General features: G+C 66.7%; 17 protein-coding genes. 1 reads left to right on the top strand and 16 read right to left on the bottom strand.

The annotated features are described in order from the left end of the window. Positions 1-91 precede the first annotated feature (91 nt). The 7 genes from fdhA to glyA all read right to left on the bottom strand — a co-directional run bounded on the left by fdhA (position 92) and on the right by glyA (position 9,404). A complete protein-coding gene (gene fdhA, locus BLQ74_RS23815) occupies positions 92-1,291 on the bottom strand; it encodes a formaldehyde dehydrogenase, glutathione-independent (protein ID WP_090267557.1) in 1,200 nt (399 codons plus the stop codon). 302 nt (positions 1,292-1,593) lie between these two features. Next, the gene (locus tag BLQ74_RS23810) at positions 1,594-2,451 is read right to left on the bottom strand and encodes a formyltetrahydrofolate deformylase (RefSeq protein WP_090267555.1); all 858 of its coding nucleotides are present in this window, start codon (positions 2,449-2,451) and stop codon (positions 1,594-1,596) included. Positions 2,452-2,592: 141 nt separating this feature from the next. Next, the gene (locus tag BLQ74_RS23805; RefSeq protein WP_090267554.1) at positions 2,593-3,228 is read right to left on the bottom strand and encodes a sarcosine oxidase subunit gamma; all 636 of its coding nucleotides are present in this window, start codon (positions 3,226-3,228) and stop codon (positions 2,593-2,595) included. A gap of 179 nt (positions 3,229-3,407) precedes the next feature. Then, a complete protein-coding gene (locus BLQ74_RS23800) occupies positions 3,408-6,428 on the bottom strand; it encodes a sarcosine oxidase subunit alpha (RefSeq protein WP_090267552.1) in 3,021 nt (1,006 codons plus the stop codon). A 2-nt stretch (positions 6,429-6,430) separates the two neighbouring features. Further along, on the bottom strand, positions 6,431-6,754 hold the full coding sequence (locus BLQ74_RS23795) for a sarcosine oxidase subunit delta (protein ID WP_090267550.1): 324 nt from the start codon (positions 6,752-6,754) through the stop codon (positions 6,431-6,433). 13 nt (positions 6,755-6,767) lie between these two features. Further along, complete coding sequence (locus BLQ74_RS23790) at positions 6,768-8,018, bottom strand: sarcosine oxidase subunit beta (RefSeq protein ID WP_090267548.1); 1,251 nt, start codon at positions 8,016-8,018, stop codon at positions 6,768-6,770. Positions 8,019-8,150: 132 nt separating this feature from the next. Then, positions 8,151-9,404, bottom strand: coding sequence for a serine hydroxymethyltransferase (gene glyA / locus BLQ74_RS23785; protein ID WP_090267547.1), 1,254 nt, complete (start codon positions 9,402-9,404; stop codon positions 8,151-8,153). A gap of 448 nt (positions 9,405-9,852) precedes the next feature. Between glyA and BLQ74_RS23780 the strand changes: the two genes are divergently transcribed. Continuing rightward, positions 9,853-10,878, top strand: coding sequence for a GlxA family transcriptional regulator (locus BLQ74_RS23780; protein ID WP_090267545.1), 1,026 nt, complete (start codon positions 9,853-9,855; stop codon positions 10,876-10,878). Between the two features lie 98 nt (positions 10,879-10,976). Here the strand turns inward: BLQ74_RS23780 and gabP are convergent, their stop codons facing one another. The 9 genes from gabP to BLQ74_RS23735 all read right to left on the bottom strand — a co-directional run. Further along, positions 10,977-12,395 (bottom strand): GABA permease, encoded by a 1,419-nt coding sequence (gabP, locus tag BLQ74_RS23775; protein WP_090267543.1) that lies wholly within the window; start codon positions 12,393-12,395, stop codon positions 10,977-10,979. Positions 12,396-12,454: 59 nt separating this feature from the next. Next, positions 12,455-13,240, bottom strand: coding sequence for a creatininase (locus BLQ74_RS23770; RefSeq protein ID WP_090267541.1), 786 nt, complete (start codon positions 13,238-13,240; stop codon positions 12,455-12,457). A gap of 45 nt (positions 13,241-13,285) precedes the next feature. Beyond that, complete coding sequence (locus BLQ74_RS23765; RefSeq protein ID WP_090267539.1) at positions 13,286-14,374, bottom strand: ABC transporter ATP-binding protein; 1,089 nt, start codon at positions 14,372-14,374, stop codon at positions 13,286-13,288. Positions 14,375-14,412: 38 nt separating this feature from the next. Continuing rightward, positions 14,413-15,204, bottom strand: a complete 792-nt coding sequence (locus BLQ74_RS23760) for an ABC transporter permease (RefSeq protein WP_090267537.1) — start codon at positions 15,202-15,204, stop codon at positions 14,413-14,415. Then, a complete protein-coding gene (locus BLQ74_RS23755; protein ID WP_090267535.1) occupies positions 15,201-16,124 on the bottom strand; it encodes an ABC transporter permease in 924 nt (307 codons plus the stop codon). Before BLQ74_RS23755 ends, BLQ74_RS23760 begins: the two co-directional genes overlap by 4 nt. 22 nt (positions 16,125-16,146) lie before the next feature. Next, positions 16,147-17,274, bottom strand: a complete 1,128-nt coding sequence (locus BLQ74_RS23750; protein ID WP_090267533.1) for a polyamine ABC transporter substrate-binding protein — start codon at positions 17,272-17,274, stop codon at positions 16,147-16,149. Between the two features lie 628 nt (positions 17,275-17,902). Beyond that, entirely contained in the window at positions 17,903-19,114 is a 1,212-nt protein-coding gene (locus tag BLQ74_RS23745) for a M24 family metallopeptidase (protein WP_090267531.1), read from the bottom strand. Positions 19,115-19,363: 249 nt separating this feature from the next. Further along, entirely contained in the window at positions 19,364-20,119 is a 756-nt protein-coding gene (locus BLQ74_RS23740; protein ID WP_090267530.1) for a GlxA family transcriptional regulator, read from the bottom strand. A gap of 10 nt (positions 20,120-20,129) precedes the next feature. After that, the coding region (locus BLQ74_RS23735) for an L-serine ammonia-lyase, iron-sulfur-dependent, subunit alpha (protein WP_212633169.1) at positions 20,130-20,481 on the bottom strand (352 nt) is incomplete at its 5' end.

Raw genomic sequence — 20,481 nt, 5'->3', positions numbered from 1 at the left:
CAGGGTTGTGGATAAAAAGAGGGAGCCCGAAGGCTCCCTTGGAGAGAGACCGCGGTAGTGGCGCCGCGGCCGGGGTCTTGCGCGGAACGCCTCAGGCGGCGCGGAACAGGTTGTGCGGGTCGATGACGAATTTCTTCGGCACGCCGGCATCGAACTGGCCGTAGCCCTTGGGCGCGTCGTCCAGGGTGATGACTTCCACCCCGACGATGTCGGCGATCTTCAGGCGGTCCCACATGATCGCTTGCATCAGTTGGCGGTTGTACTTCATTACCGGGGTCTGGCCGGTGTGGAATGTGTGCGACTTGGCCCAGCCGAGGCCGAAGCGGATGCTCAGGCTGCCGTGCTTGGCGGCGTCGTCCACCGCGCCCGGGTCTTCGGTGACGTAGAGGCCGGGGATGCCGATCTTGCCGGCGACGCGCACCACGCCCATCAGCGAGTTGAGCACCGTGGCCGGGGCTTCGTGCTGCGAGCCGGAGTGGCCGTGGCCACGCGCCTCGAAGCCCACCGCGTCCACCGCGCAATCGACTTCCGGCTCGCCCAGCAGATCGGCGATCTGCTCGTGCAGCGGGGTGTCCTTGGACAGGTCGGCGATCTCGAAGCCCTGAGCCTTGGCATGGGCCAGGCGAGTCGGGTTGACGTCACCGACGATGACCACGGCGGCGCCCAGCAGGCGTGCCGAGGCGGCAGCGGCCAGGCCCACCGGACCGGCGCCGGCGATGTACACGGTGCTACCCGGGCCGACCCCGGCGGTGACCGCGCCGTGGTAGCCGGTGGGCAGGATGTCCGACAGGCAGGTCAGGTCGCGGATCTTCTCCATGGCCGCGTCGCGGTTCGGCAGCTTGAGCAGGTTGAAGTCGGCGTAGGGCACCAGTACGTATTCCGCCTGGCCGCCGACCCAGCCGCCCATGTCGACGTAGCCGTAGGCGCCGCCGGCACGCGCCGGGTTGACCGTCAGGCAGACGCCGGTGTGCTGTTCCTTGCAGGTGCGGCAGTGGCCGCAGGCGACGTTGAAGGGCACCGAGACCAGGTCGCCGATCTTCATGGTTTCCACGCCGCGGCCGATCTCGACGACTTCGCCGGTGATCTCGTGGCCGAGGACCAGGCCCACCGGCGCGGTGGTGCGGCCGCGCACCATGTGCTGGTCGGAGCCGCAGATGTTGGTGGAGACCACGCGCAGGATCACCCCGTGATCGATCTGCTTGCCTTGCGGGTCCTGCATCTTCGGATAGGGGATGTTCTGCACTTCGACCTTACCTGGGCCGAGATAAACCACACCACGATTACCAGACATACGCATTCCTCATTGTCGTTGTGGGCACAAATGCACGGCGAGCCGTGCGGCTTTGCACTGGGATGTCGTCTGTTGCGCGACAGGGCCGGAATGAATCGGCAGCCGGCGGGTCTGTCGGTGTTGCTTGGTCGCCGGCTGCCCGCGTGACACGGGAAACCGGCTGGCGTAGGGCGGATGGAGGTCATCCATTCGCCGTTGCTCCGGCGCATGACGCCTGCGGCGTCATGCGTCCTACAGCGCTGAGCGGTGTCTCTCCCCGCGCCGGCCGCCCTATGCGAGCCGCCTGGCGGGCGAGGGCGCGGTCAAAGAACCACGGTCCGGTTGGCGTTGGGGAAGACCCGCCGCTCGATGTGGTAGCCCACGGCGCGGGCCAGGGTCAGGCACTCGACGTCGCGGCCCTTGGCGATCAGGTCCTCGGGGTAATGGGCATGGTCCACGGCCTCGACGCCCTGGGCGATGATCGGCCCCTCGTCGAGGTCGTTGTTGATGTAGTGGGCGGTGGCGCCGACCAGCTTGACGCCTTTCTGGTACGCCTGGTGGTAGGGCTTGGCGCCCTTGAAGCCGGGCAGCAGCGAGTGGTGGATGTTGATCGCCCAGCCGTCCAGCTTGCGGCACAGCTCGGGCGAGAGCACCTGCATGTAGCGGGCGAGAATCACCAGTTCGGCGCCGCTGTTCTCGATCACCTGCCAGACCTTGGCTTCCTGCGCGCCCTTGTCGTTCGGGTCGAGCGGGAAGTGGTGGTAGGGGATGCCGTGCCAGCGCGCCAGGGGTTCCAGGTCCGGGTGGTTGGAGACCACCGCGACCACGTCCATCGGCAACTGGCCGATGCGCTGGCGGTAGAGCAGGTCGTTGAGGCAGTGGTCGGCCTTGGACACCATGATCACCACCTTGCTGCGATAGCCCGGCGGGGTCAGCTCGGTGTTCATCTGGAAGGGCGCGACACGCTCGCCCAGGCCGGCGCGGAAGTCGGCTTCGTCGAAGCCGGCCGGTGCGCGGAATTCGACGCGGATGAAGAAGCGTTGCGCCAGGCGGTCATCGAAGGAGTGGTGTTCGGTGACGTAGCACTGCCGCTCGAACAGGTAGCGCGTCACCACATCGACGGTGCCCAGCAGGCTGGGGCTGTCGGCGGTGAGGATCCAGGTATCGGGGGTGCGGCTCATCTCGATCTCCTGCGGCGCGCCAAGCGGATCGGCGCCGAGCGTGCGACGTGCGACAGGGAACGCGCAGCGCTCCCGGAGGCGCCGCGAAACCCGTGCTTGCCGAGGCATCGCCTCGGCCGTCGGGGTTCGCGGCGCTCGACCTTAGGCGGCGACCTGCAGGCCGTACTCGGCGCAGGCGTCCTGCAGCCACAGCCAGAAGTAGTCGGCGAAGCTGCGGCGCACCACCAGTTCCCAGGTGTCCTCGGCGGTGTGGCGGATCACGCACTGCGACTTGGCGAAGATGCTGCCCACGGCCTTGCCCACCGGGAAGTTGCTCGGGTGCACGTCGTAGCTGGTGGATTTCATCAGCATGTCGCGCACGTTCGGGCCGCTCAGTTCCAGCAGCGTCTGGCCGCCGCTGACGTTGACCACCGAGTAGTGCAGCGCCTCGCCGAGCACGTCGCGCAGACGCTTCTCGACGGCGAACTCTTCGCCGCCGGGGACGATCAGCAGCCACTCGTCCGGGCCGAGCCACTGCAGCGAGGTCGCGCCCTTGGCCACCAGGGTCAGGGCCACCGGCAGCTCCAGGCCGAGGGCCTTGTGCACGCCTTCGGCGAAGGCCGGGTCATGGGCGTCGCCACGCAGGGTCAGGTGGCCGAGCAGTTTCTTCTCGCGCAGGGTGATGCCGGCGTTGGCCACGGCGCGGCTGGCGAGCTTGTCCAGTTCGGCGTGGTGCAGCGGGGTTTCGGCCTTGATGCCGGCTTCGGGGCGTTGCTGGTAGAGGTTTGCCTTGCTCATTCGTGTTCACCTTGGGGCGCCGTGCGCCCGGGAAGCCTGTTTGCCCTCGCCCTGGTCCTGTCCCGCAAGCGGGACAGGTGACGGGTTCGGCGTCCTGCTGGCTGGGGGCTCCGCGTCCGCCTCCGGGAAGCCCCTCTCCCATCGGGGAGAGGGCTGGGGACAGGAGAGCCCGTGCCGGATCAATCCACGTTCTGCCGTTCGCCTTTCGGGTCGTAGAACACCGAGCTGCAGATTTCCGCTTCGATCACCCGGCCATCGACCAGGGGCGCGTAGACCTTCTCGCCCATGCGCTTGAGACCGCCCTTGACCACCGCCAGGGCGAAGCCATGGCCGAGGCTGCTGCTCATGTAGCTGGAGGTGACGTGGCCGACCATGTTCATCGGGATCGCCTGCTGGGTGTTGAACACCAGCTGTGCGCCTTCCGGCAGGACGTCCATCGGGTTGGTGGGCTTCAGGCCGACCAGCTGCTTGCGGTCTTCGCGCAAGCAGTCGGAACGGTTCATGCCGCGCCAGCCGATCCAGGAGAACGGCTTGGTCCGGCCCACCGCCCAACCCATGTTGAGGTCATCCGGGGTCACCGAGCCGTCGGTGTCCTGGCCGACGATGATGAAGCCCTTTTCGGCGCGCAGCACGTGCATGGTCTCGGTGCCGTACGGGGTCAGGTTGTACTTCTTGCCGTGCTCGACGATCGCCTCCAGCACGCCCATGGCGTAGTTGGCCTGGATGTTCACCTCGTAGGACAGCTCGCCGGTGAAGGAGATGCGGAACACCCGTGCCGGTACGCCGGCGACCTTGCCTTCCTTCCAGGTCATGAACGGGAAGGCGTCCTTGTCCAGGTCGATGTCGGTGATCTCGGCGAGCAGCTTGCGGCTGTTCGGGCCGGACAGGGTCAGGGTCGCGTAGTGGTCGGTGACCGAGGTGAAGTACACCTTGAGGTCCGGCCATTCGGTCTGGTGGTACAGCTCCAGCCACTCCAGCACGCGCGCCGCGCCGCCGGTGGTGGTGGTCATGACGAAGTGGTTGTCGGCCAGACAGGCGGTGACGCCGTCGTCGAAGACCATGCCGTCTTCCTTGCACATCAGGCCGTAGCGCGCCTTGCCGACGTCGAGCTTGGTCCAGGCGTTGGTGTAGACGCGGTTGAGGAACTCGCGGGCGTCCGGGCCCTGGATGTCGATCTTGCCCAGGGTCGAGGCGTCGAGCAGGCCGACCGACTCACGCACGGCGCGGCATTCGCGGGCCACGGCGGCGTGCATGTCTTCGCCACGCTTGGGGAAGTACCAGGGACGTTTCCACTGGCCGACGTCCTCGAACTCGGCGCCGTTCTGCACATGCCAGGCGTGCAGGGCGGTGAAGCGCACCGGCTCGAACAGGTGGCCGCAGTGACGGCCGGCGACGGCGCCGAAGGTCACCGGGGTGTAGTTCGGGCGGAACATGGTGGTGCCGGTGTCGGCGATGCTCTTGCCCTGGGCCCGCGCGGCGATGGCCAGGCCGTTGATGTTGCCGAGCTTGCCCTGGTCGGTGCCGAAGCCCAGCGCGGTGTAGCGCTTGACGTGCTCGATGGACTCGAAGCCCTCGCGGCAGGCCAGTTCGATGGCCGCGGCGGTGACGTCGTTCTGCGGGTCGACGAACTGCTTGGGCGCGCGCGAGGTGGGTTTGTCGTGGGGCACCTGGAACAGCGCGACGGTCGCCTCTTCCTGGCGCTCGGGAGCCTTCGGCAGCACACCGGCGACGGCCTTGAAGCCGCTTTCCTCGGCGGCCTGGGTGCCGGCGTCGTAGCCGTCCTGCAGGCTGTCGGCGAGGCGGAACACGCCGTTCACCGCGCCGGCGCAGACGCGCTTCTGCAGGCCTTCGCCGGGCACGAAGGCGAGGATGTCGTCACGCCATTCCGGCTTGCCGCCCAGGTGCGAAGCCAGGTGCACCACCGGGCTGTAGCCGCCGGAGCTGGCGATCAGGTCGCAGTCCAGCCAGTCGCCGGGAGCGGTGACGCGCAGGCGGATCGGATCGATGGCGGCGACCTTCGCGCCGGTCACGCGCTTGCTGCCGCGCGCTTCGATCACCGCGCTGCCGGTGATCACGCGCATGCCGCGCTTGCGGGCTTCCTCGACCCACTCGCCGCGCGGGTTGTTGCGCGCGTCGGCGATGGCCACCACTTCCAGGCCGGCTTCCTGCCAGTCGAGGGCGACGCGGTAGGCGTAATCGTTGTTGGTCGACAGCACCAGCTTCTTGCCCGGCGCCACGCCGTAGCGGCGCACGTAGGTGGATACCGCGCCGGCGAGCATGTTGCCCGGCAGGTCGTTGTTGCCGTACACCAGCGGCCGCTCATGGGCGCCGGTGGCCAGCACCACGCGCTTGGCGCGCACCCGGTGCACGCGGTGGCGCACCTGGCCCAGCGGCGCGGTTTCGCCGAGGTGGTCGGTGAGCCGCTCGTGGATGGTGAGGAAGTTGTGGTCGTGGTAGCCGTTCACCGTGGCGCGCGGCAGCAGGGTGACTTCCGGCAGGTTTTCCAGCTCGGCGAGGACCTCGCTGACCCATTCGGCGGCGGGCTTGCCGTCGAGGGTTTCACGGGTGTCGAGCAGGCTGCCGCCGAACTCTTCCTGTTCGTCGGCGAGGATCACCCGCGCACCGCTGCGCGCGGCGGCCAGGGCCGCGGCCAGACCGGCGGGGCCGGCGCCGACCACCAGCACGTCGCAGTGGCGGTTCATCCAGTCGTAGCTGTCCGGGTCGACCTCGGTGGGCGCGCGGCCCAGGCCGGCGGCCTTGCGGATGTACTTCTCGTAGGTCAGCCACATCGACTGCGGGTACATGAAGGTCTTGTAGTAGAAGCCGGGCGGCATCATCTTGCCGCCGACCTTGCCGAAGATCCCCATGAGGTCGTTCTGCACGTTCGGCCAGCCGTTGGTGCTGCTGGCCACCAGGCCCGGGTAGAGGGCCTGCTGGGTGGCGCGCACGTTGGGCACCTGGGTGGCTTCGCGGGAGCCGATCTGCAGGATCGCGTTGGGCTCTTCGGCACCGGCGGCGACGATGCCGCGCGGGCGCGAGTACTTGAAGCTGCGGCCAACGATGTCGACGCCATTGGCGAGCATGGCGGCGGCCAGGCTGTCACCGGCGAAGCCCTGGTATTGCTGGCCGTTGAAGGTGAAGGTCAGCGGCTTGCTGCGGTCGATGCGACCGCCGCGGGAAAGGCGATTGATCTGGCTCATGTTCAGGCCTTCTCGACTGCGGGCTGGACGGCGGATTTCTTATCGGCGCTGGTGACGCTGGGCTTCTCGCCGATCTTGTAGGTTTCGAGGATTTCGTAGGTCACGGTGTGGCGGGTGACGTTGAAATACTGGCGGCAGCCGGCGGCGTGCACCCACAGCTCGTGGTGGATGCCGCGCGGGTTGTCGCGGAAGAACAGGTAGTCGCCCCACTCCTCGTCGGTGCAGGCGCCGGGATCGAGCGGGCGCGGGATGTGCGCCTGGCCCTTGGCGTGGAATTCCTCTTCGGAACGCAGCTCGCCGCAATGGGGGCAGAAGATGTGCAACATGGTGTAAGCCCTCTTAGTGCGCGACGGCGGCAGCGCCGTGCTCGTCGATCAGTGCGCCGCTGTAGAAGCGGTCGATGGAGAAGGGCGCCGCCAGCGGATGCGGCTCGCCGGTGGCGAGGGTCGCGGCGAAGACGTTGCCCGAGCCGGGGGTGGCCTTGAAGCCGCCGGTGCCCCAGCCGCAGTTGAAGAACAGGTTCTTCACCGGGGTCTTGGAAATGATCGGGCAGGCGTCCGGGGTGGTGTCGACGATGCCGCCCCACTGGCGGTTCATGCGCACCCGCGAGAGCACCGGGAACATTTCGACGATGGCCTGCAGGGTGTGTTCGATCACCGGGTAGGAACCGCGCTGGCCATAGCCGTTGAAGCCGTCGATGCCGGCGCCGATGACCAGGTCGCCCTTGTCCGACTGGCTGATGTAGCCGTGCACGGCGTTGGACATGATCACGCTGTCGATGATCGGTTTCAGCGGTTCGGACACCAGGGCCTGCAGCGGGTGGGATTCCAGCGGCAGGCGGAAGCCGGCGAGCTTGGCCATGTGCCCGGAGTTGCCGGCGGTGACCACGCCGACGCGCTTGGCGCCGATGAAGCCACGGTTGGTCTCGACGCCGATCACCGCGCCATCCTGCTTGCGGAAGCCGATCACTTCGGTCTGCTGGATCAGGTCCACGCCCAGGGCGTCGGCCGCGCGGGCGAAGCCCCAGGCCACGGCATCGTGACGGGCGACGCCGCCACGGCGCTGGACGGTGGAGCCCATGACCGGGTAGCGCGCGCTCTTGGTGCAATTCAGGTAGGGGATTTCCTCGGCCACCTGCTTGGCGTCGAGCAGTTCGCCATCGACACCGTTGAGGCGGTTGGCGCTCACCCGGCGTTCGCCGTCGCGCATGTCTTGCAAGGTGTGGCAGAGGTTGTAGACGCCGCGCTGGGAGAACATCACGTTGTAGTTGAGGTCCTGCGACAGGCCTTCCCACAGCTTCATGGCGTGCTCGTAGAGGTGCGCCGCCTCGTCCCACAGGTAGTTGGAGCGGACGATGGTGGTGTTGCGCGCGGTGTTGCCGCCGCCCAGCCAGCCCTTCTCGATCACCGCGACGTTGCGGATGCCGTGTTCCTTGGCCAGGTAGTAGGCGGTCGCCAGGCCGTGCCCGCCGCCGCCGACGATGACCACGTCATAGACCGGCTTGGGCGTCGGCGTGCGCCACATGCGCTGCCAGTTCTCGTGGTGGCTCAGTGAATGCTTGAACAGGCCGAAGCCGGAATAGCGTTGCATGTGGATGCTCCTGATGTGCTGCTCCCTCTCCCACTGGGAGAGGGCCGGGGCGAGGGGCGCGGCGCTGAGGTCGGGACCGCGCTGTTCCTCACCTGCCCTTGGGGCGCCGCCTCCCGAAGGAGGCGGTGAAACTCAACGATAGACCGGATAGTCGGCACAGAGGCCGGCGACCTGGGTGGCTACCTTGGCTTCCACGTCGGCGTCGCCGAGGTGGTCGAGTACGTCGCTGATCCAGCCGGCCAGCTCGCGGCACTGGGCTTCCTTCAGGCCACGGGTGGTGATGGCCGGGGTGCCGATGCGGATGCCGGAAGTGACGAACGGGCTCTGCGGGTCGTTCGGCACGGCGTTCTTGTTCACCGTGATGCCGACGCGGCCGAGAGCGGCGTCGGCTTCCTTGCCGGTCAGGCCCTGCTTGACCAGGCTGATCAGCATCAGGTGGTTGTCGGTGCCGCCGGACACCACGTCATAGCCGCGCTCGATGAACACCTCGGCCATCACCTTGGCGTTCTTGATCACCTGTGCCTGGTAGTCCTTGAAGCCAGGCTCCAGGGCTTCCTTGAAGCACACCGCCTTGGCCGCGATGACGTGCATCAGCGGGCCGCCCTGGGCGCCGGGGAAGACCGCCGAGTTGAGCTTCTTCTCGATCTCTTCGTTGCTGCGCGCCAGGATCAGGCCGCCGCGCGGACCGCGCAGGGTCTTGTGGGTGGTGGTGGTGACCACGTCGGCGTAGGGCAGCGGGTTCGGGTAGAGGCCGGCGGCGACCAGGCCGGCGACGTGGGCCATGTCGACGAACAGCAGCGCCCCGACCTTGTCGGCGATGGCGCGGAAACGCGGGAAGTCGAGGGTCTTCGAGTAGGCGGAGAAGCCGGCGACGATCATCTTCGGCTTGTGCTCGACGGCCAGGCGCTCGACCTCGTCGTAGTCGATCAGCCCGGTGGCGGGGTCCAGGCCGTACTGCACGGCGTTGTACAGCTTGCCGGAGGACGACACCTTGGCGCCGTGGGTCAGGTGGCCGCCGTGGGCCAGGCTCATGCCGAGAAGGGTGTCGCCGGCATTCAGCAGGGCCAGGTAGACCGCGGCGTTGGCCGAAGAGCCGGAGTGCGGCTGGACGTTGGCGTAGTCGGCGCCGAACAGTTGCTTGGCGCGGTCGATGGCCAGTTGCTCGACTTTATCCACATGCTCGCAGCCGCCGTAGTAGCGCTTGCCCGGATAACCTTCGGCGTACTTGTTGGTCAGCCCGCTGCCTTGCGCCTGCATGACCCGCTTGCTGGTGTAGTTCTCCGAAGCGATCAGTTCGAGGTGGTCTTCCTGGCGCGCCTCTTCGGCGGCCATCGCTGCGAACAGCTCGTCGTCATAACCCTGGATCTGGTCGTGCTTGCTGAACATCGTGGATCTCCGTGCGACAACCCGGTGTCGCCTGTGGGTGGAGGCTCCCTGGCCGGTAGCGGCTGCGCCTGCGGACGCTTCCCGGCGCGCCGGAGGGCATTACGCGAGAGCCGGGCGGGGGCGCCAGGACCGGTCGGTATGAGCCAGTTGCGATCGATTGTGCTCAATAGCCATGACCTTCATTTGCCTGTTTGCGACGTCAAAATGCCCAAACTGACCCGTCTGCGCTGCCGCTGGTCCGTCGTCGGCCGACAGCGGGTGGCGCCGCGCCCGAGCGGGGCCTTCCGCCCCGGGCCGATCGGTGTAAGCTAGGCGCCGACATCGATCGCGCATGTCGCTGAAGAACAAGAAGTCGCAAAACAACAAGAAATAGCGAGCTGTCCTGACCGCCCTCACCGCTCTCCCGAGAGTTCCCGTTTCGACAGTCCGTGCAGTGGAGGTATTGCAGATGGCAAGCGCTGCCCATGTTCTTGACCGAGAACGCCAGCCCGACGTTGTTCCCGCTACCGGCACGAAGACCTTCGGCTTCCTGCTGATCCCCAATTTCACCACCATCGGCTTCGCTTCCGCGGTGGAAACCCTGCGCATGGCCAACCTGGCCGCGCGCCGCCCGCTATACCGGACCCTGCAGATCGCCGCCGACCTCGAAGCGGTGCGTGCCAGCAACGGCATGCGCGTGATGCCCGACCACAGCATCGACGACGCACCGCGTCTGGACGCGCTTTTCGTCGTTGGTTCCAACCCGATTCCGACGAAACCCGACCGGCACCTGCTCGACTGGCTGCGCAAGCTGGCGCGCCAGGGCGTGCCGTTGGGCGGCATCTGCACCGGCAGCCATCTGCTGGCCAGCGCCGGACTGCTCAAGGACTACCGCTGCACCATCCACTGGGAAGACCTCGACCAGCTCAAGGAGCGCTTCCCCGGCATCGTCATTTCCAATCAGTTGTACGAACTCGACCGTGACCGCTACACCTGCTCGGGCGGCACCGCGGCCATGGACATGACCCTGCAACTGATCGCCCGTGAAGCCAATGGCGTGGAGATCGCCACCCGCGCCGCCGAACTGCTGCTCTGCGACCGCATGCGCGGCTCGCGCGAACAGCAGCGCATCCCCCTGCGGCAGAAGCTCGGCAGCGCCCAGCCCAAGCTCAGCCAGGTGGTCGCGATCATGGAGGCCAACATCGAGGAACCGCTGGAGCTGGATGAGCTGGCCCAGCTCAACGAGGTGTCGGTGCGCCAGTTGGAACGGCTGTTCCACAAGTACCTGCAACGCACGCCCAGCCAGTACTACCTGGAGCTGCGCCTGAATCGCGCGCGCGACCTCTTGCTGCGCAGCGAGGCGCAGATCCGCGAGATCGCCCTGTCCTGTGGTTTCGCTTCGCCGGCGCACTTCTCCAAGTGCTACAGCCGTTTCTTCGGCTGTTCGCCGCGTGGCGAGCGCAAGCAGAGCCCGTTGCGCTGCCAGAGCGCCTGACGCACGGCGCCTGCCGCCACCGGGCAGGCGCCTGAGCGAAAATGCCGTCCTGGGGGAGGGCGGCATTCACGGCGAGCGAAACTGGCGAGTTCAATACCTCACTGGAAATCGACCCTGGCCAGCTCGCGGGATGCGCGCGGCGCCCGCCCCTTGCGGCTGTCGAGCAGGCCCAGGCAGACGATGACGATGCTCAGCATGCCGGTGGCCAGCACTTCCGCGCGGTGCTCGGGCAGGGCCAGCATGATGGCGAGAACGCTGACGATGAACAGGATCACCAGCCAGGTCAGCCACGGGTACAGCCACATGCGAAACTCCAGGGCCTTGCCCGAGCCGCTCAGTTTGCGCCGCAGCAGCAATTGCGACACCGCGATCACCAGGTACACCAGCAGCGCCACGGCGCCGGAGCTGGCGAGCAGGAAGGCGAAGACCTTCTCCGGGGCGAAGTAGTTGATGACCGTGGTGAGGAAACCCACCGCCGTGCTGGCCATTACCGCGGCATAGGGCACCGCCTTGCCGGACGTCTTCTGCAGGAAGTGCGGGCCGTCGCCGCGCTTGCTCAGCGAGAAGACCATGCGCGACGCGGTGTAGATCGCCGAGTTCAGACAACTGGCGACGGCGACCAGCACCACGCAGTCGACGATCAGTTTGGCGCCGGGGATGTTCATGATCTCCAGCGCACGCTGGTAGGAGCCCACCTCGGCGAGCAGCGGATCGTTCCACGGCACGATGGAGACGATCAGGAAGATCGAGACGATGTAGAAGATGCCCATGCGCCAGACCACCGAGTTGGTCGCCCGGGTGATCTGCCGCGCCGGATTCTTCGACTCGGCCGCGGCGATGGTGACGATCTCCGTGCCCATGAAGCTGAACACCGTGGTCAGCAGCGCACCGAGCACCGCGCTGAAGCCGTTGGGCATGAAACCGCCGTGCTCGCGGGTGAGGCGCAGCACGCCGCTGACCTCATGGCCGGGCAGGCCGCCGGTGAGGGCGAAGACGCCGAGGATGATGAAGCCGACCACCGCGATGACCTTGAGCAAGGCGAACCAGAACTCGAACTCGCCGTAGCGCGCCACGCTGAACAGGTTGGTGGCGGTGAGCAGCGCGGTCACCGCCAGGGCGAACTGCCAGGTGGCCACGGCCGGGAACCAGGCGTTGAGGATGGCCGCCGCGGCGACGGCCTCCAGCGGAATCACCAGGACCCAGAACCACCAGTACAGCCAGCCGATGGAGAAGCCCGCCCAGCGGCCGATGGCGCGTTCGGCGTAGGTGGAGAAGGAGCCGGTGTCCGGCGAGGCGACGGCCATCTCGCCGAGCATGCGCATGACCAGCACCACCAGCGTGCCGGAAATGATGTAGGCGAGCAGGGCGGCGGGCCCGGCGGAGGCGATGGCGTGGCCGGAACCGACGAACAGGCCGGCACCGATGGCGCCGGCGATGGACAGCATGGTGACGTGGCGTTGCTTCAGTTCGGTGGCCAGGGCCGGGCCGCCCTGGTTGGATGGGAGAGGCGTGGACATGACGGATACCCTTGATTCTTGTTGGAGTGGGTGTGCCTAGGGGGAGCGCTGCTGCGCGTTCAGGACTGCGGCGAGAACGCCTCCTGGATCGCGGCGGCGATGCCTTCGGTGCAGACCTGGAGGATCAGTTCGCCCTTCTCGCGGCTGGCATCCTTGGCCGAGGACAGCGTGCCGCACGCCGGCGTGCGTTCGGCGATGACGGGAAACACGTCATAGGGCGGGAACTTGGCCGGCGGGTGGTCGACCACCTTGTCCATGTCCACCAGCTGTGGATAGAGCGCGAGCATCAGTGAGGTCTCGAAGACCCCGCCGTGCTCGATGTCCCAGCCGAGGAAACCGTCCGGGTAGAGCTGCGCGATCACCGCCGGGTCGTTGATGAAGTCCCAGTAGGACAGCACCACCACGCGGAAGTCATGGATGCCGGCGTAGCGCAGTTCGCGCAGGCCCAGGTCGATGCCCTCGACGATGAACATCGAGTTCTCGTAATGACCGTTCATCAGTACCAGTTTGCGGGCGCCGTGGCGTGCCAGCTCACGGATGATGTCCTGCACGGTGCCGGTCAGCGTGGCGCCGTCCAGGCTGGTGGTGCCCGGGAAGTGATTGCCACCGCCGGATTTCTGCTGCGACTTGTAGCCGTACTGCAGGCCCGGCAGCACCAGCGCGCCGATCCGCTCGGCAACCCGTTGGCAGACCGCCGTGGGCAGCAGCACGTCGACGTTCATGCACATGTGATGGCCGTGCTGCTCGAGCGCACCCACCGGCAGCATCATCACGCAGTTCCCCTGAGCGACCCTGGCTTCGTACTCTTTCCAGGTCAGCTCGCCTACGAAAACGCTCTTGCTCATCGATACTTCTCCACGGTTTCGGCGCGGCCGTCGTCGGGCCGTCGATCACTCGCCACGCAGGACCAGCGCATTCGCGCTGTCCCAGGCGGCGAAGACTTTCTGCCCGCCCTGCAGGGCCAGGCAGTCGTATTCGGCGTGCGGTTTCTGTACTTGCAATTCGAGCCCGCTGGCGGACTCCAGGTGGACGTTGACCATCGAACCGATGAACTCCTCGCCGACCACCCGGCATTCCAGGCGATTGGGCAGTTCGGGACGCAGGCCGAGTTGGACGTGCTCGGCGCCCAGGCAGACACTGACCTGCTCGCCACGCGTCAGCGTGCGTTCCATGGGCGGCCGCGCGAGGAAGGCGCCGTGCTCCGAGTGGATGCGCACCAGGCCGCTCTCATCGAACCCGGCGACGCTGCCGGCGAGGATGTTCTTGCCGCCGATGAACTCGGCGACGAAGCGATTGCGCGGTTCGCGGAACACCTCCTGCGGTGTGCCGACCTGCTCGACCCGGCCGCGGCTCATGATCACTACGCGGTCGGCCATGGCGAAGGCCTCGGACTGGCTGTGGGTCACGTAGACGAAGGTGATGCCCAGGTCCTTCTGCAGCCCGGTCAGCACACCCTGCATGCGGACGCTGAGGTGCGCGTCGAGGGCGCTCAGCGGTTCGTCGAGCAGGAGGATCGGCGGTTCGGTGACCAGCGAACGGGCCAGCGCCACGCGCTGCCGCTGGCCACCGGACAGCTGGCTGATATCGCGCGTGGCGAACTCGCTCAGGCCCAGCCGCTCCAGCCAGTGCAAAGCCTTCTGGCGCCGCTCGGCCTTGGCCATGCCGCGCATCTTCAGGCCGAACTCGACGTTCTCGACCACGTTGAGAAAGGGGAACAGCGCCAGGTTCTGCCAGACCAGGGGCGTGTCGCGCTCCCAGGAATGCAGATCGTTGATCCGCTCGCCGTTCAGGCGGATTTCGCCCTCGCTGGGCTTCTCCAGTCCGGCCAGCATGCGCAGCGTGGTGGTCTTGCCACAGCCGCTGGAGCCCATGATGGCGACGAACTCGCCCTTGTTGATATTCAGGTTCATGCGCTCGACGGCGACGAACTCACCAAAGTGCTTGACCACGTTATCGAATACGACCAGCGGTTGAGTCATGGCGTTTTACCTGCGCTTCGAGTGGTTGTCGGGATGCTTCATGCCGTCTTCCGCCGGCGCGTCAGCAGCAGTTGGGCGAGCAGCACCAGGGCGATGGTGGTGGCGAACACCAGGGTGCCGATGGCGTTGATGGTCGGGCTCACCTGGCCCTGCAGGGTGTTGAGGATGCGCACCGGCACCGTCTCGTTGAGCCCGGAGACGAACCAGGCCACGGCGAACTCGTCGAAGGACACCGCCATGGTCACGAACAGCGCGGCGAGGATGCTCGGCGCGGCGAACGGCAGGATCACATGGCGCATGGCCTTCCACTGGCTGGCGCCGAGGTTCCAGGCCGCCGCTTCGAGGGTCGGGTCCATCTGTGCCAGGCGCATGCGGGTGACCGCCATGGCGAAGGGCGCGCACATCACGATGTGGCTGATCATCACCGCATGGATTTCGCCGGACAGGCCGATGCGCGAGAGGAACGCCAGCATCGCCAGGCCCATGATCACCACCGGAATGGTCGGCGGCAGCAGGGCCAGGGCCATGTACACCGGCTTGCCGAGGAAGTGGTAGCGGAAGTCGGTATAGGCCGCGGTGAAGCCGAGGACGGTGGACACCAGCGACACTACCAGGCCGACCTTCAGGCTATTGCGGAAGGCCTGCCAGACGGCCGGGTCGGCCGCGATGCTCTGGTACCAGTGCAGGCTGAATCCGCCCAGCGGCAGCGACGGGAAGCGGTCTGCGTTGAAGGAGAACACCACGCTGCCGACGATCGGCAGGAAGATGAAGAGGAACAGCAGCCCCACATAGCTGCGCAGCAGCAGGTTGATCAAGCGATGCTCGTTCATGCGCGTCTCCGGTAGGCGAAACGCACCGCGCCCAGGGCCACCAGCAACAGGGTCACGATCATCATCGTGGCGATCACGGCGGCGCGCGGCCATTGCTGGCCAGACTTGGTGGTGTCGGCGATCAGGGTGCTGAGGGTCGGTGGCTGGCCTCCGCCCAGGTACAGCGGACTGACGAAGTCACCGAAGCTGAGGATGAAGCAGAACAGCGCGCCGACCACGATACCGATGCGGGCCGCCGGCACCACCACCTGCAACACCGTGCGCAGGCGGCCACAGCCGAGGTTGTGCGCCGCCTCCACCAGCGAGCGATCGATGTACATCAGGCTGAGCAGTTGCAGCAGCACCACCAACGGCAGGCACAGCGTGAAGTAGCCGACGTAGGTGCCGAACGCACTGTTCAGCATCGGCAGGGCGCCGATGCCCACCTGGCCGAGCAGGGCATTGAGGATGCCGTTGTCGCTGAGGAACACTTGCCAGGAGTAGGTGCGCACCAGGTAGCTGGTGAAGAACGGGGTGATCAGCAACAGCATCATCAGTTGCCTGGCCGAGGCGCGGAACTTGAAGGCGATGGCATAGGCACAGGGGAACGCCACCAGGCTGACCAGCAGGGCGGCCCCCGCCGCCATGCCGAGGGTGTGCGCGTAGGCTTCCCAGAAGAAGCCGCGGCTGAGGATGTAGTGCCAGTTCTGCCACTCGAACGCCGGCACCATGCGGAAGTTGCGCACCACCCAGAAGCTGATGGTGACCAGGAACGCCAGCGGAAAGACGAAGAAGGCCAGTTGCCAGACCAGCATCGGCAGCGAGAAGCCCAGGCCATACCAGGGGAAGTGGCCGGCCGTTCGGGAGCCCCGCTGCTTCTCGGTGCCAGGTTCGTTGACCAATGGCGTGCCGGGTAACGGAGAGTTACGTAAGGAAGTCATCGCGATCACCTCGCCGCCTGGGTCAAGCGCCCTTGTATTCCGACCAGAAGTCGTTCCACTCCTCCAGGCTCTGCTGCACGGGGAGCTGGCGGTACTGGATGCGTCCTTCGCGGATGTCGTCCATCACGTTGCGCTGGCCCAGCAGCATGCCCTGGCGTTTCGCCTCGGCCGGATCGGTCTGGTTGAGCAGCGCCCAGCCGCGCTGGTTGGGGATCAGCGCCGGGTAGGCGAGCATCTTCGCGGACTTGACCTGGCCTTCCGGCGAGGTGATGTACTGGATGAACTTCTTCGCCAGCTCCGGGCTGCGCGCGTTCCTGGCAATGCAATAGGACTCGCTCCACTGCAGGCCGCCCTCTTCCGGAATCACCGTTTTCACCGGCGCCCCGGCGCGTTGCAGCACGCCGGTGATCCAGTCGCCGATACCGCACATGGCGTGGATCTGGCCGTTCTTCAGCGACGAGAAGGTGCCGCCATAGTCGAAGAAACCGCCGATCTGCGGGCGCAGGCTCATCAGCTTCTTCTGCACGCCGGCCCACTGCGCCGCGTCGATGCTATAGGGGTGCTTGTTACCGTTGTACAGGCTGATCTGGCCGAGGTTCGGCAAATGCCAGTCGAAGTGGCCGACCTTGCCCTTGAGGCTCTCGTCCCAGAACAGGCCGTAGCTGCGCACCTTGGATTCGGGAATCAACTGGCTGTTGAAGGCGATGCCGAGGAAGCCGAAGCGGATCAGCACCGAGTACAGATCGTTGCCGTCCCAATGCCCGGGGAAATGCTGGAACTCCGGGAAGTAGTCGTCGAACGGGTAATCGGCCGGGTCGAGGCGCTCGATGTAGTTGGCGGCCTTGAGCTGCTGCACGTATTCGGCGTCGGACAGGATCAGGTCGAAGGTGCCGGGCGGGGACTGCGAGATCAGCCCGAGCATGTTGTCGCCGCCGGTGTAGTACTTGGCGCGTACCTTGACACCGTACTGGCGCTCGAAGTCGGCGACGATGTCCGGTTCGGCGTGGCCGGCCCAGGCGAGGATCACCAGCTCCTTCTCGGCTGCGGCGGCGCCGCGCATGGGCAACAGGCTGGAAAGGGCGGCGCTGCCGGCCAGCACCCCGGTGGTGATCAGAAAATTGCGGCGTGTAAGGTCGATACGGTTTTTCATCGTTCTGTCTCCTGCGGTGAGCAAAGGGCTTGCCGTTCTTCCTGGCCTGGCTCGTCGTTGTCTGTTCGCTCCTGGCGCGCACAACGCGTCCGCCAGGGTTCCGGCATGACAGGCAAAGGAATGGATGAACTCGAATCAGCTTTGATTTCCGCCGGGGCGCGGAGCCCTGGTGGAGCGCTCTGTGGCGCGGAGACGGTCTTCTGTTGGTAACCATTGCAGCAAAAGCGGCTGCAAGGCTTTTGTCTGAATCCGACCCGAAGTTGGCAGGATTCCAGTGACCGACCCCATGCCCATGGCCCTCGCCGGCGTCAGTCCAGCATCGGTCGATGCGCGGTTTCTCGCTCGCCTAGCATCGCGGCCCGTGTCATCAGCGCTGGGTGGAGGGCTTGCCGGCCGGTGGAGTGACGGATGCCTTGGAATTCGGGGGCCGCGTAGGCGCCCGGAGAGAAAGTGACCATTGCCCATACCTCTGTGTTGTTATCGAAATGGAAGTTCGGCAGCGGGTAGTCAATGTGTGCGCGGCTACAGCCGGGGCGCAGCGTTCTTGTTATTCGGGCGTGCACCGCGTCGGGCGGTGGCTGGGGGGAAGAGAACCGCGCGGTGCCTTGGCGCCGCGCGGCTGTCGGGGTCACTTGCGGATGATGTTGCGCTCCGGGCCATAGGGGAACCGGGTGATGTTCTCCGCGCCCTGCTCGGTCACGATGAGGATGTCGTGCTCGCGGTAGCCACCGGCGCCCGGCAGGCCTTCCGGGAGCATGATCATCGGCTCCATGGAAACCACCATGCCCGGCTCCAGCACCGTATCGATGTCTTCGCGCAGTTCCAGCCCGGCCTCGCGCCCGTAGTAGTGGCTGAGGGTGCCGAAGGAGTGGCCGTAGCCGAAGGTGCGGTATTGCAGCAGGTCATGCGCGAGGAAGATTTCGTTCAGCTCGCGGGCGATATCGCTGCAACGCATGCCCGGCTTGATCAGCTTCAAGCCGGCCTCGTGCACCGCCACGTTGACCTGCCACAGGCGCAGGTGCTCGTCGGAGCAGTGGTCGAGGAACAGGGTGCGTTCCAGCGCGGTGTAGTAGCCGGCGATCATCGGGAAGCAGTTCAGGCTGAGGATGTCGCCCTTGTTGACCCGCCGCGAGGTCACCGGGTTGTGCGCGCCATCGGTGTTGATGCCGGACTGGAACCAGGTCCAGGTGTCCATCAGCTCTCCGTCGGGGAAGCGCTTGGCGATCTCGCGGACCATCGCCTGGGTGGCGTGCAGGGCGACCTCGTATTCCGGCACCTGGTCGTGCAGCGCTTCGACCACCGCGGCGCCGCCGATGTCGGCGACCTGCGCCCCGTGGCGGATCATGGCGTGTTCTTCGGCGGACTTGATCATGCGCATGCGCATGCAGGACGCGGCGATATCGACCAGTTCGGCGCCGGGATAACGCGCGGCGAGCTTGTCGCGGTTCTGCAGGTTCAGGTGATCGAATTCGATGCCGATGCGGCCGGCCTTGGGCAATGCCTGCTGGATGGCGACGAAGTAATTGTCACGCTGCCAGTCGGTATAGACGATGTTGTCGCTGCCCTGGGTGCGGCGCCAGGGCTGGCCACCGTCGATGTTGGCGCTGATGGTCACTGCCGTGTCCTGGGTGACCACCAGGGCGTAGGGACGGCCGAAGGAGCAGTAGAGGAAGTCGGAGTAGTAGTTGATGTTGTGGTAGGAGGTGAAGACCGCGGCGTCGATGTTCGCCGCGGCCATGTGTGCGCGCAGCTTGGCCTGGCGGTTGGCATATTCCTGCTCGGAGAAGGTCGGACGGACCTTCTGGCCATTGCGGATCCGGATCGTCTGGGGCATTTGCATGGCGTACGTCCTCGTTGCTTGTCGTCAGTCGACGCGCCGATCTGGCGGGTCGTTGGATGGCATTGCAGCAGAACCCCGGTGCGCTCTTTTGCACGAATCCGACCCCTAGTTGGACGTATCCGCTCGACTGCCCGCGGGCGCCCGCGGGACCGATCCGAGACAGCTCCGCGGGTATTGGCGCCGCCGCAGAAAAAAGGCCCGGAGCGTGCTGCCAACACGCCCGGGCCTGTGGAAAAACGCTTGTCGCCGTCAGTGCAGCGCTGTCGATTGCTCCAGAGCCTGCTGCCGTTCCTGCTGCGGCGGCCGGCCGAAATGCTCGCGGTAGCAGCGGGCGAAATGCCGCCGGCAGGGGAACCCGCAGGCGCTCGCCACGTCCGCCAGCGGCCGGGGGCTGTGCCGCAGCAACTGGCGCGCATGGGCCAGGCGCAGGCGCTGGTAGTAGCGCGCCGGGGTGCAGTGCAGATAGCGCTGGAACAGTCGCTCGACCTGGCGCCGGGAAAGGCCCAGGTCCGCGGCCAGCCGTGGCAACTCGATGGGCTGCGCCAGGTGCGTGCGCATCAGCGCGATGGCGCGCTGCAGGCCCGGGTGGGGCGGCTCGGCGGGTGGCGCCTCGTCCCGTGGCCGGGTGAGGTCGAGGATGGCGCGTAGCGCATCGGCCAGGGCCAGCCCCTGGTGCCGGCCGATCAGCGCCAGCAGGGCTTCGCGGGTATCGCTGCTGTCCGAATCGCGCCCCGGCCAGCAGCCGCTGCGGTTGCAGATGATCAGCAGGTCCGCCGGCGCGCAGGACTTCAGCGCCGCGTCCGCATTCACGCTGATGCCAAGGCTGGACCTGACCGGCGCACCGTCCACGCTGAGCAGCTTCAGGCTGAAGGCGTTGTTGCCGGCCAGGCGGTTCGCCTGGCGCAGCGGGTCCATGGCCAGGGCCAGGGCGAACAGGTCGAAGCCGTCCTGCAACAGATACTGCACGCAGGCCGTGCGGGGCATGCCGGGTTCGTATGCGCTCATGCCGTTGCCCTCAACATTCGATGCTGCTGACGGCCAGGCCGCCGCGCGAGGTTTCCTTGTACTTGTCGTGCATGTCGGCGCCGGTGTCGCGCATGGTGCGGATCACCTGGTCGAGGCTGATGAAGTGCTGGCCGTCGCCGCGCAGGGCCATCTGTGCGGCGTTGATGGCTTTCACCGCGGCGATGGCGTTGCGTTCGATGCAGGGCACCTGGACCAGCCCGCCGACCGGGTCGCAGGTCAGCCCGAGGTTGTGTTCCAGGCCGATCTCGGCGGCGTTCTCGACCTGTTCCGGGGAGGCCCCGAGGACTTCCGCCAGGCCGGCCGCGGCCATGGCGCAGGCGGAGCCGACCTCGCCCTGGCAG

Source organism: Pseudomonas panipatensis (genome assembly GCF_900099785.1).
In the GTDB taxonomy this organism is placed as follows: domain Bacteria; phylum Pseudomonadota; class Gammaproteobacteria; order Pseudomonadales; family Pseudomonadaceae; genus Pseudomonas; species Pseudomonas panipatensis.
This window is presented reverse-complemented; position numbering and strand designations above follow the sequence as displayed.

Coding starts and splice junctions, on each gene's coding strand:
- BLQ74_RS23790 (WP_090267548.1), bottom strand. CDS start 8,018: ATGCAACGCTATTCCGGCTTCGGCCTGTTCAAGCATTCACTGAGCCAC.
- glyA (WP_090267547.1), bottom strand. CDS start 9,404: ATGTTCAGCAAGCACGACCAGATCCAGGGTTATGACGACGAGCTGTTC.
- BLQ74_RS23810 (WP_090267555.1), bottom strand. CDS start 2,451: ATGAGCCGCACCCCCGATACCTGGATCCTCACCGCCGACAGCCCCAGC.
- fdhA (WP_090267557.1), bottom strand. CDS start 1,291: ATGTCTGGTAATCGTGGTGTGGTTTATCTCGGCCCAGGTAAGGTCGAA.
- BLQ74_RS23760 (WP_090267537.1), bottom strand. CDS start 15,204: ATGAACGAGCATCGCTTGATCAACCTGCTGCTGCGCAGCTATGTGGGG.
- BLQ74_RS23745 (WP_090267531.1), bottom strand. CDS start 19,114: ATGCAAATGCCCCAGACGATCCGGATCCGCAATGGCCAGAAGGTCCGT.
- gabP (WP_090267543.1), bottom strand. CDS start 12,395: ATGTCCACGCCTCTCCCATCCAACCAGGGCGGCCCGGCCCTGGCCACC.
- BLQ74_RS23770 (WP_090267541.1), bottom strand. CDS start 13,240: ATGAGCAAGAGCGTTTTCGTAGGCGAGCTGACCTGGAAAGAGTACGAA.
- BLQ74_RS23805 (WP_090267554.1), bottom strand. CDS start 3,228: ATGAGCAAGGCAAACCTCTACCAGCAACGCCCCGAAGCCGGCATCAAG.
- BLQ74_RS23755 (WP_090267535.1), bottom strand. CDS start 16,124: ATGACTTCCTTACGTAACTCTCCGTTACCCGGCACGCCATTGGTCAAC.
- BLQ74_RS23740 (WP_090267530.1), bottom strand. CDS start 20,119: ATGAGCGCATACGAACCCGGCATGCCCCGCACGGCCTGCGTGCAGTAT.
- BLQ74_RS23780 (WP_090267545.1), top strand. CDS start 9,853: ATGGCAAGCGCTGCCCATGTTCTTGACCGAGAACGCCAGCCCGACGTT.
- BLQ74_RS23765 (WP_090267539.1), bottom strand. CDS start 14,374: ATGACTCAACCGCTGGTCGTATTCGATAACGTGGTCAAGCACTTTGGT.
- BLQ74_RS23800 (WP_090267552.1), bottom strand. CDS start 6,428: ATGAGCCAGATCAATCGCCTTTCCCGCGGCGGTCGCATCGACCGCAGC.
- BLQ74_RS23750 (WP_090267533.1), bottom strand. CDS start 17,274: ATGAAAAACCGTATCGACCTTACACGCCGCAATTTTCTGATCACCACC.
- BLQ74_RS23795 (WP_090267550.1), bottom strand. CDS start 6,754: ATGTTGCACATCTTCTGCCCCCATTGCGGCGAGCTGCGTTCCGAAGAG.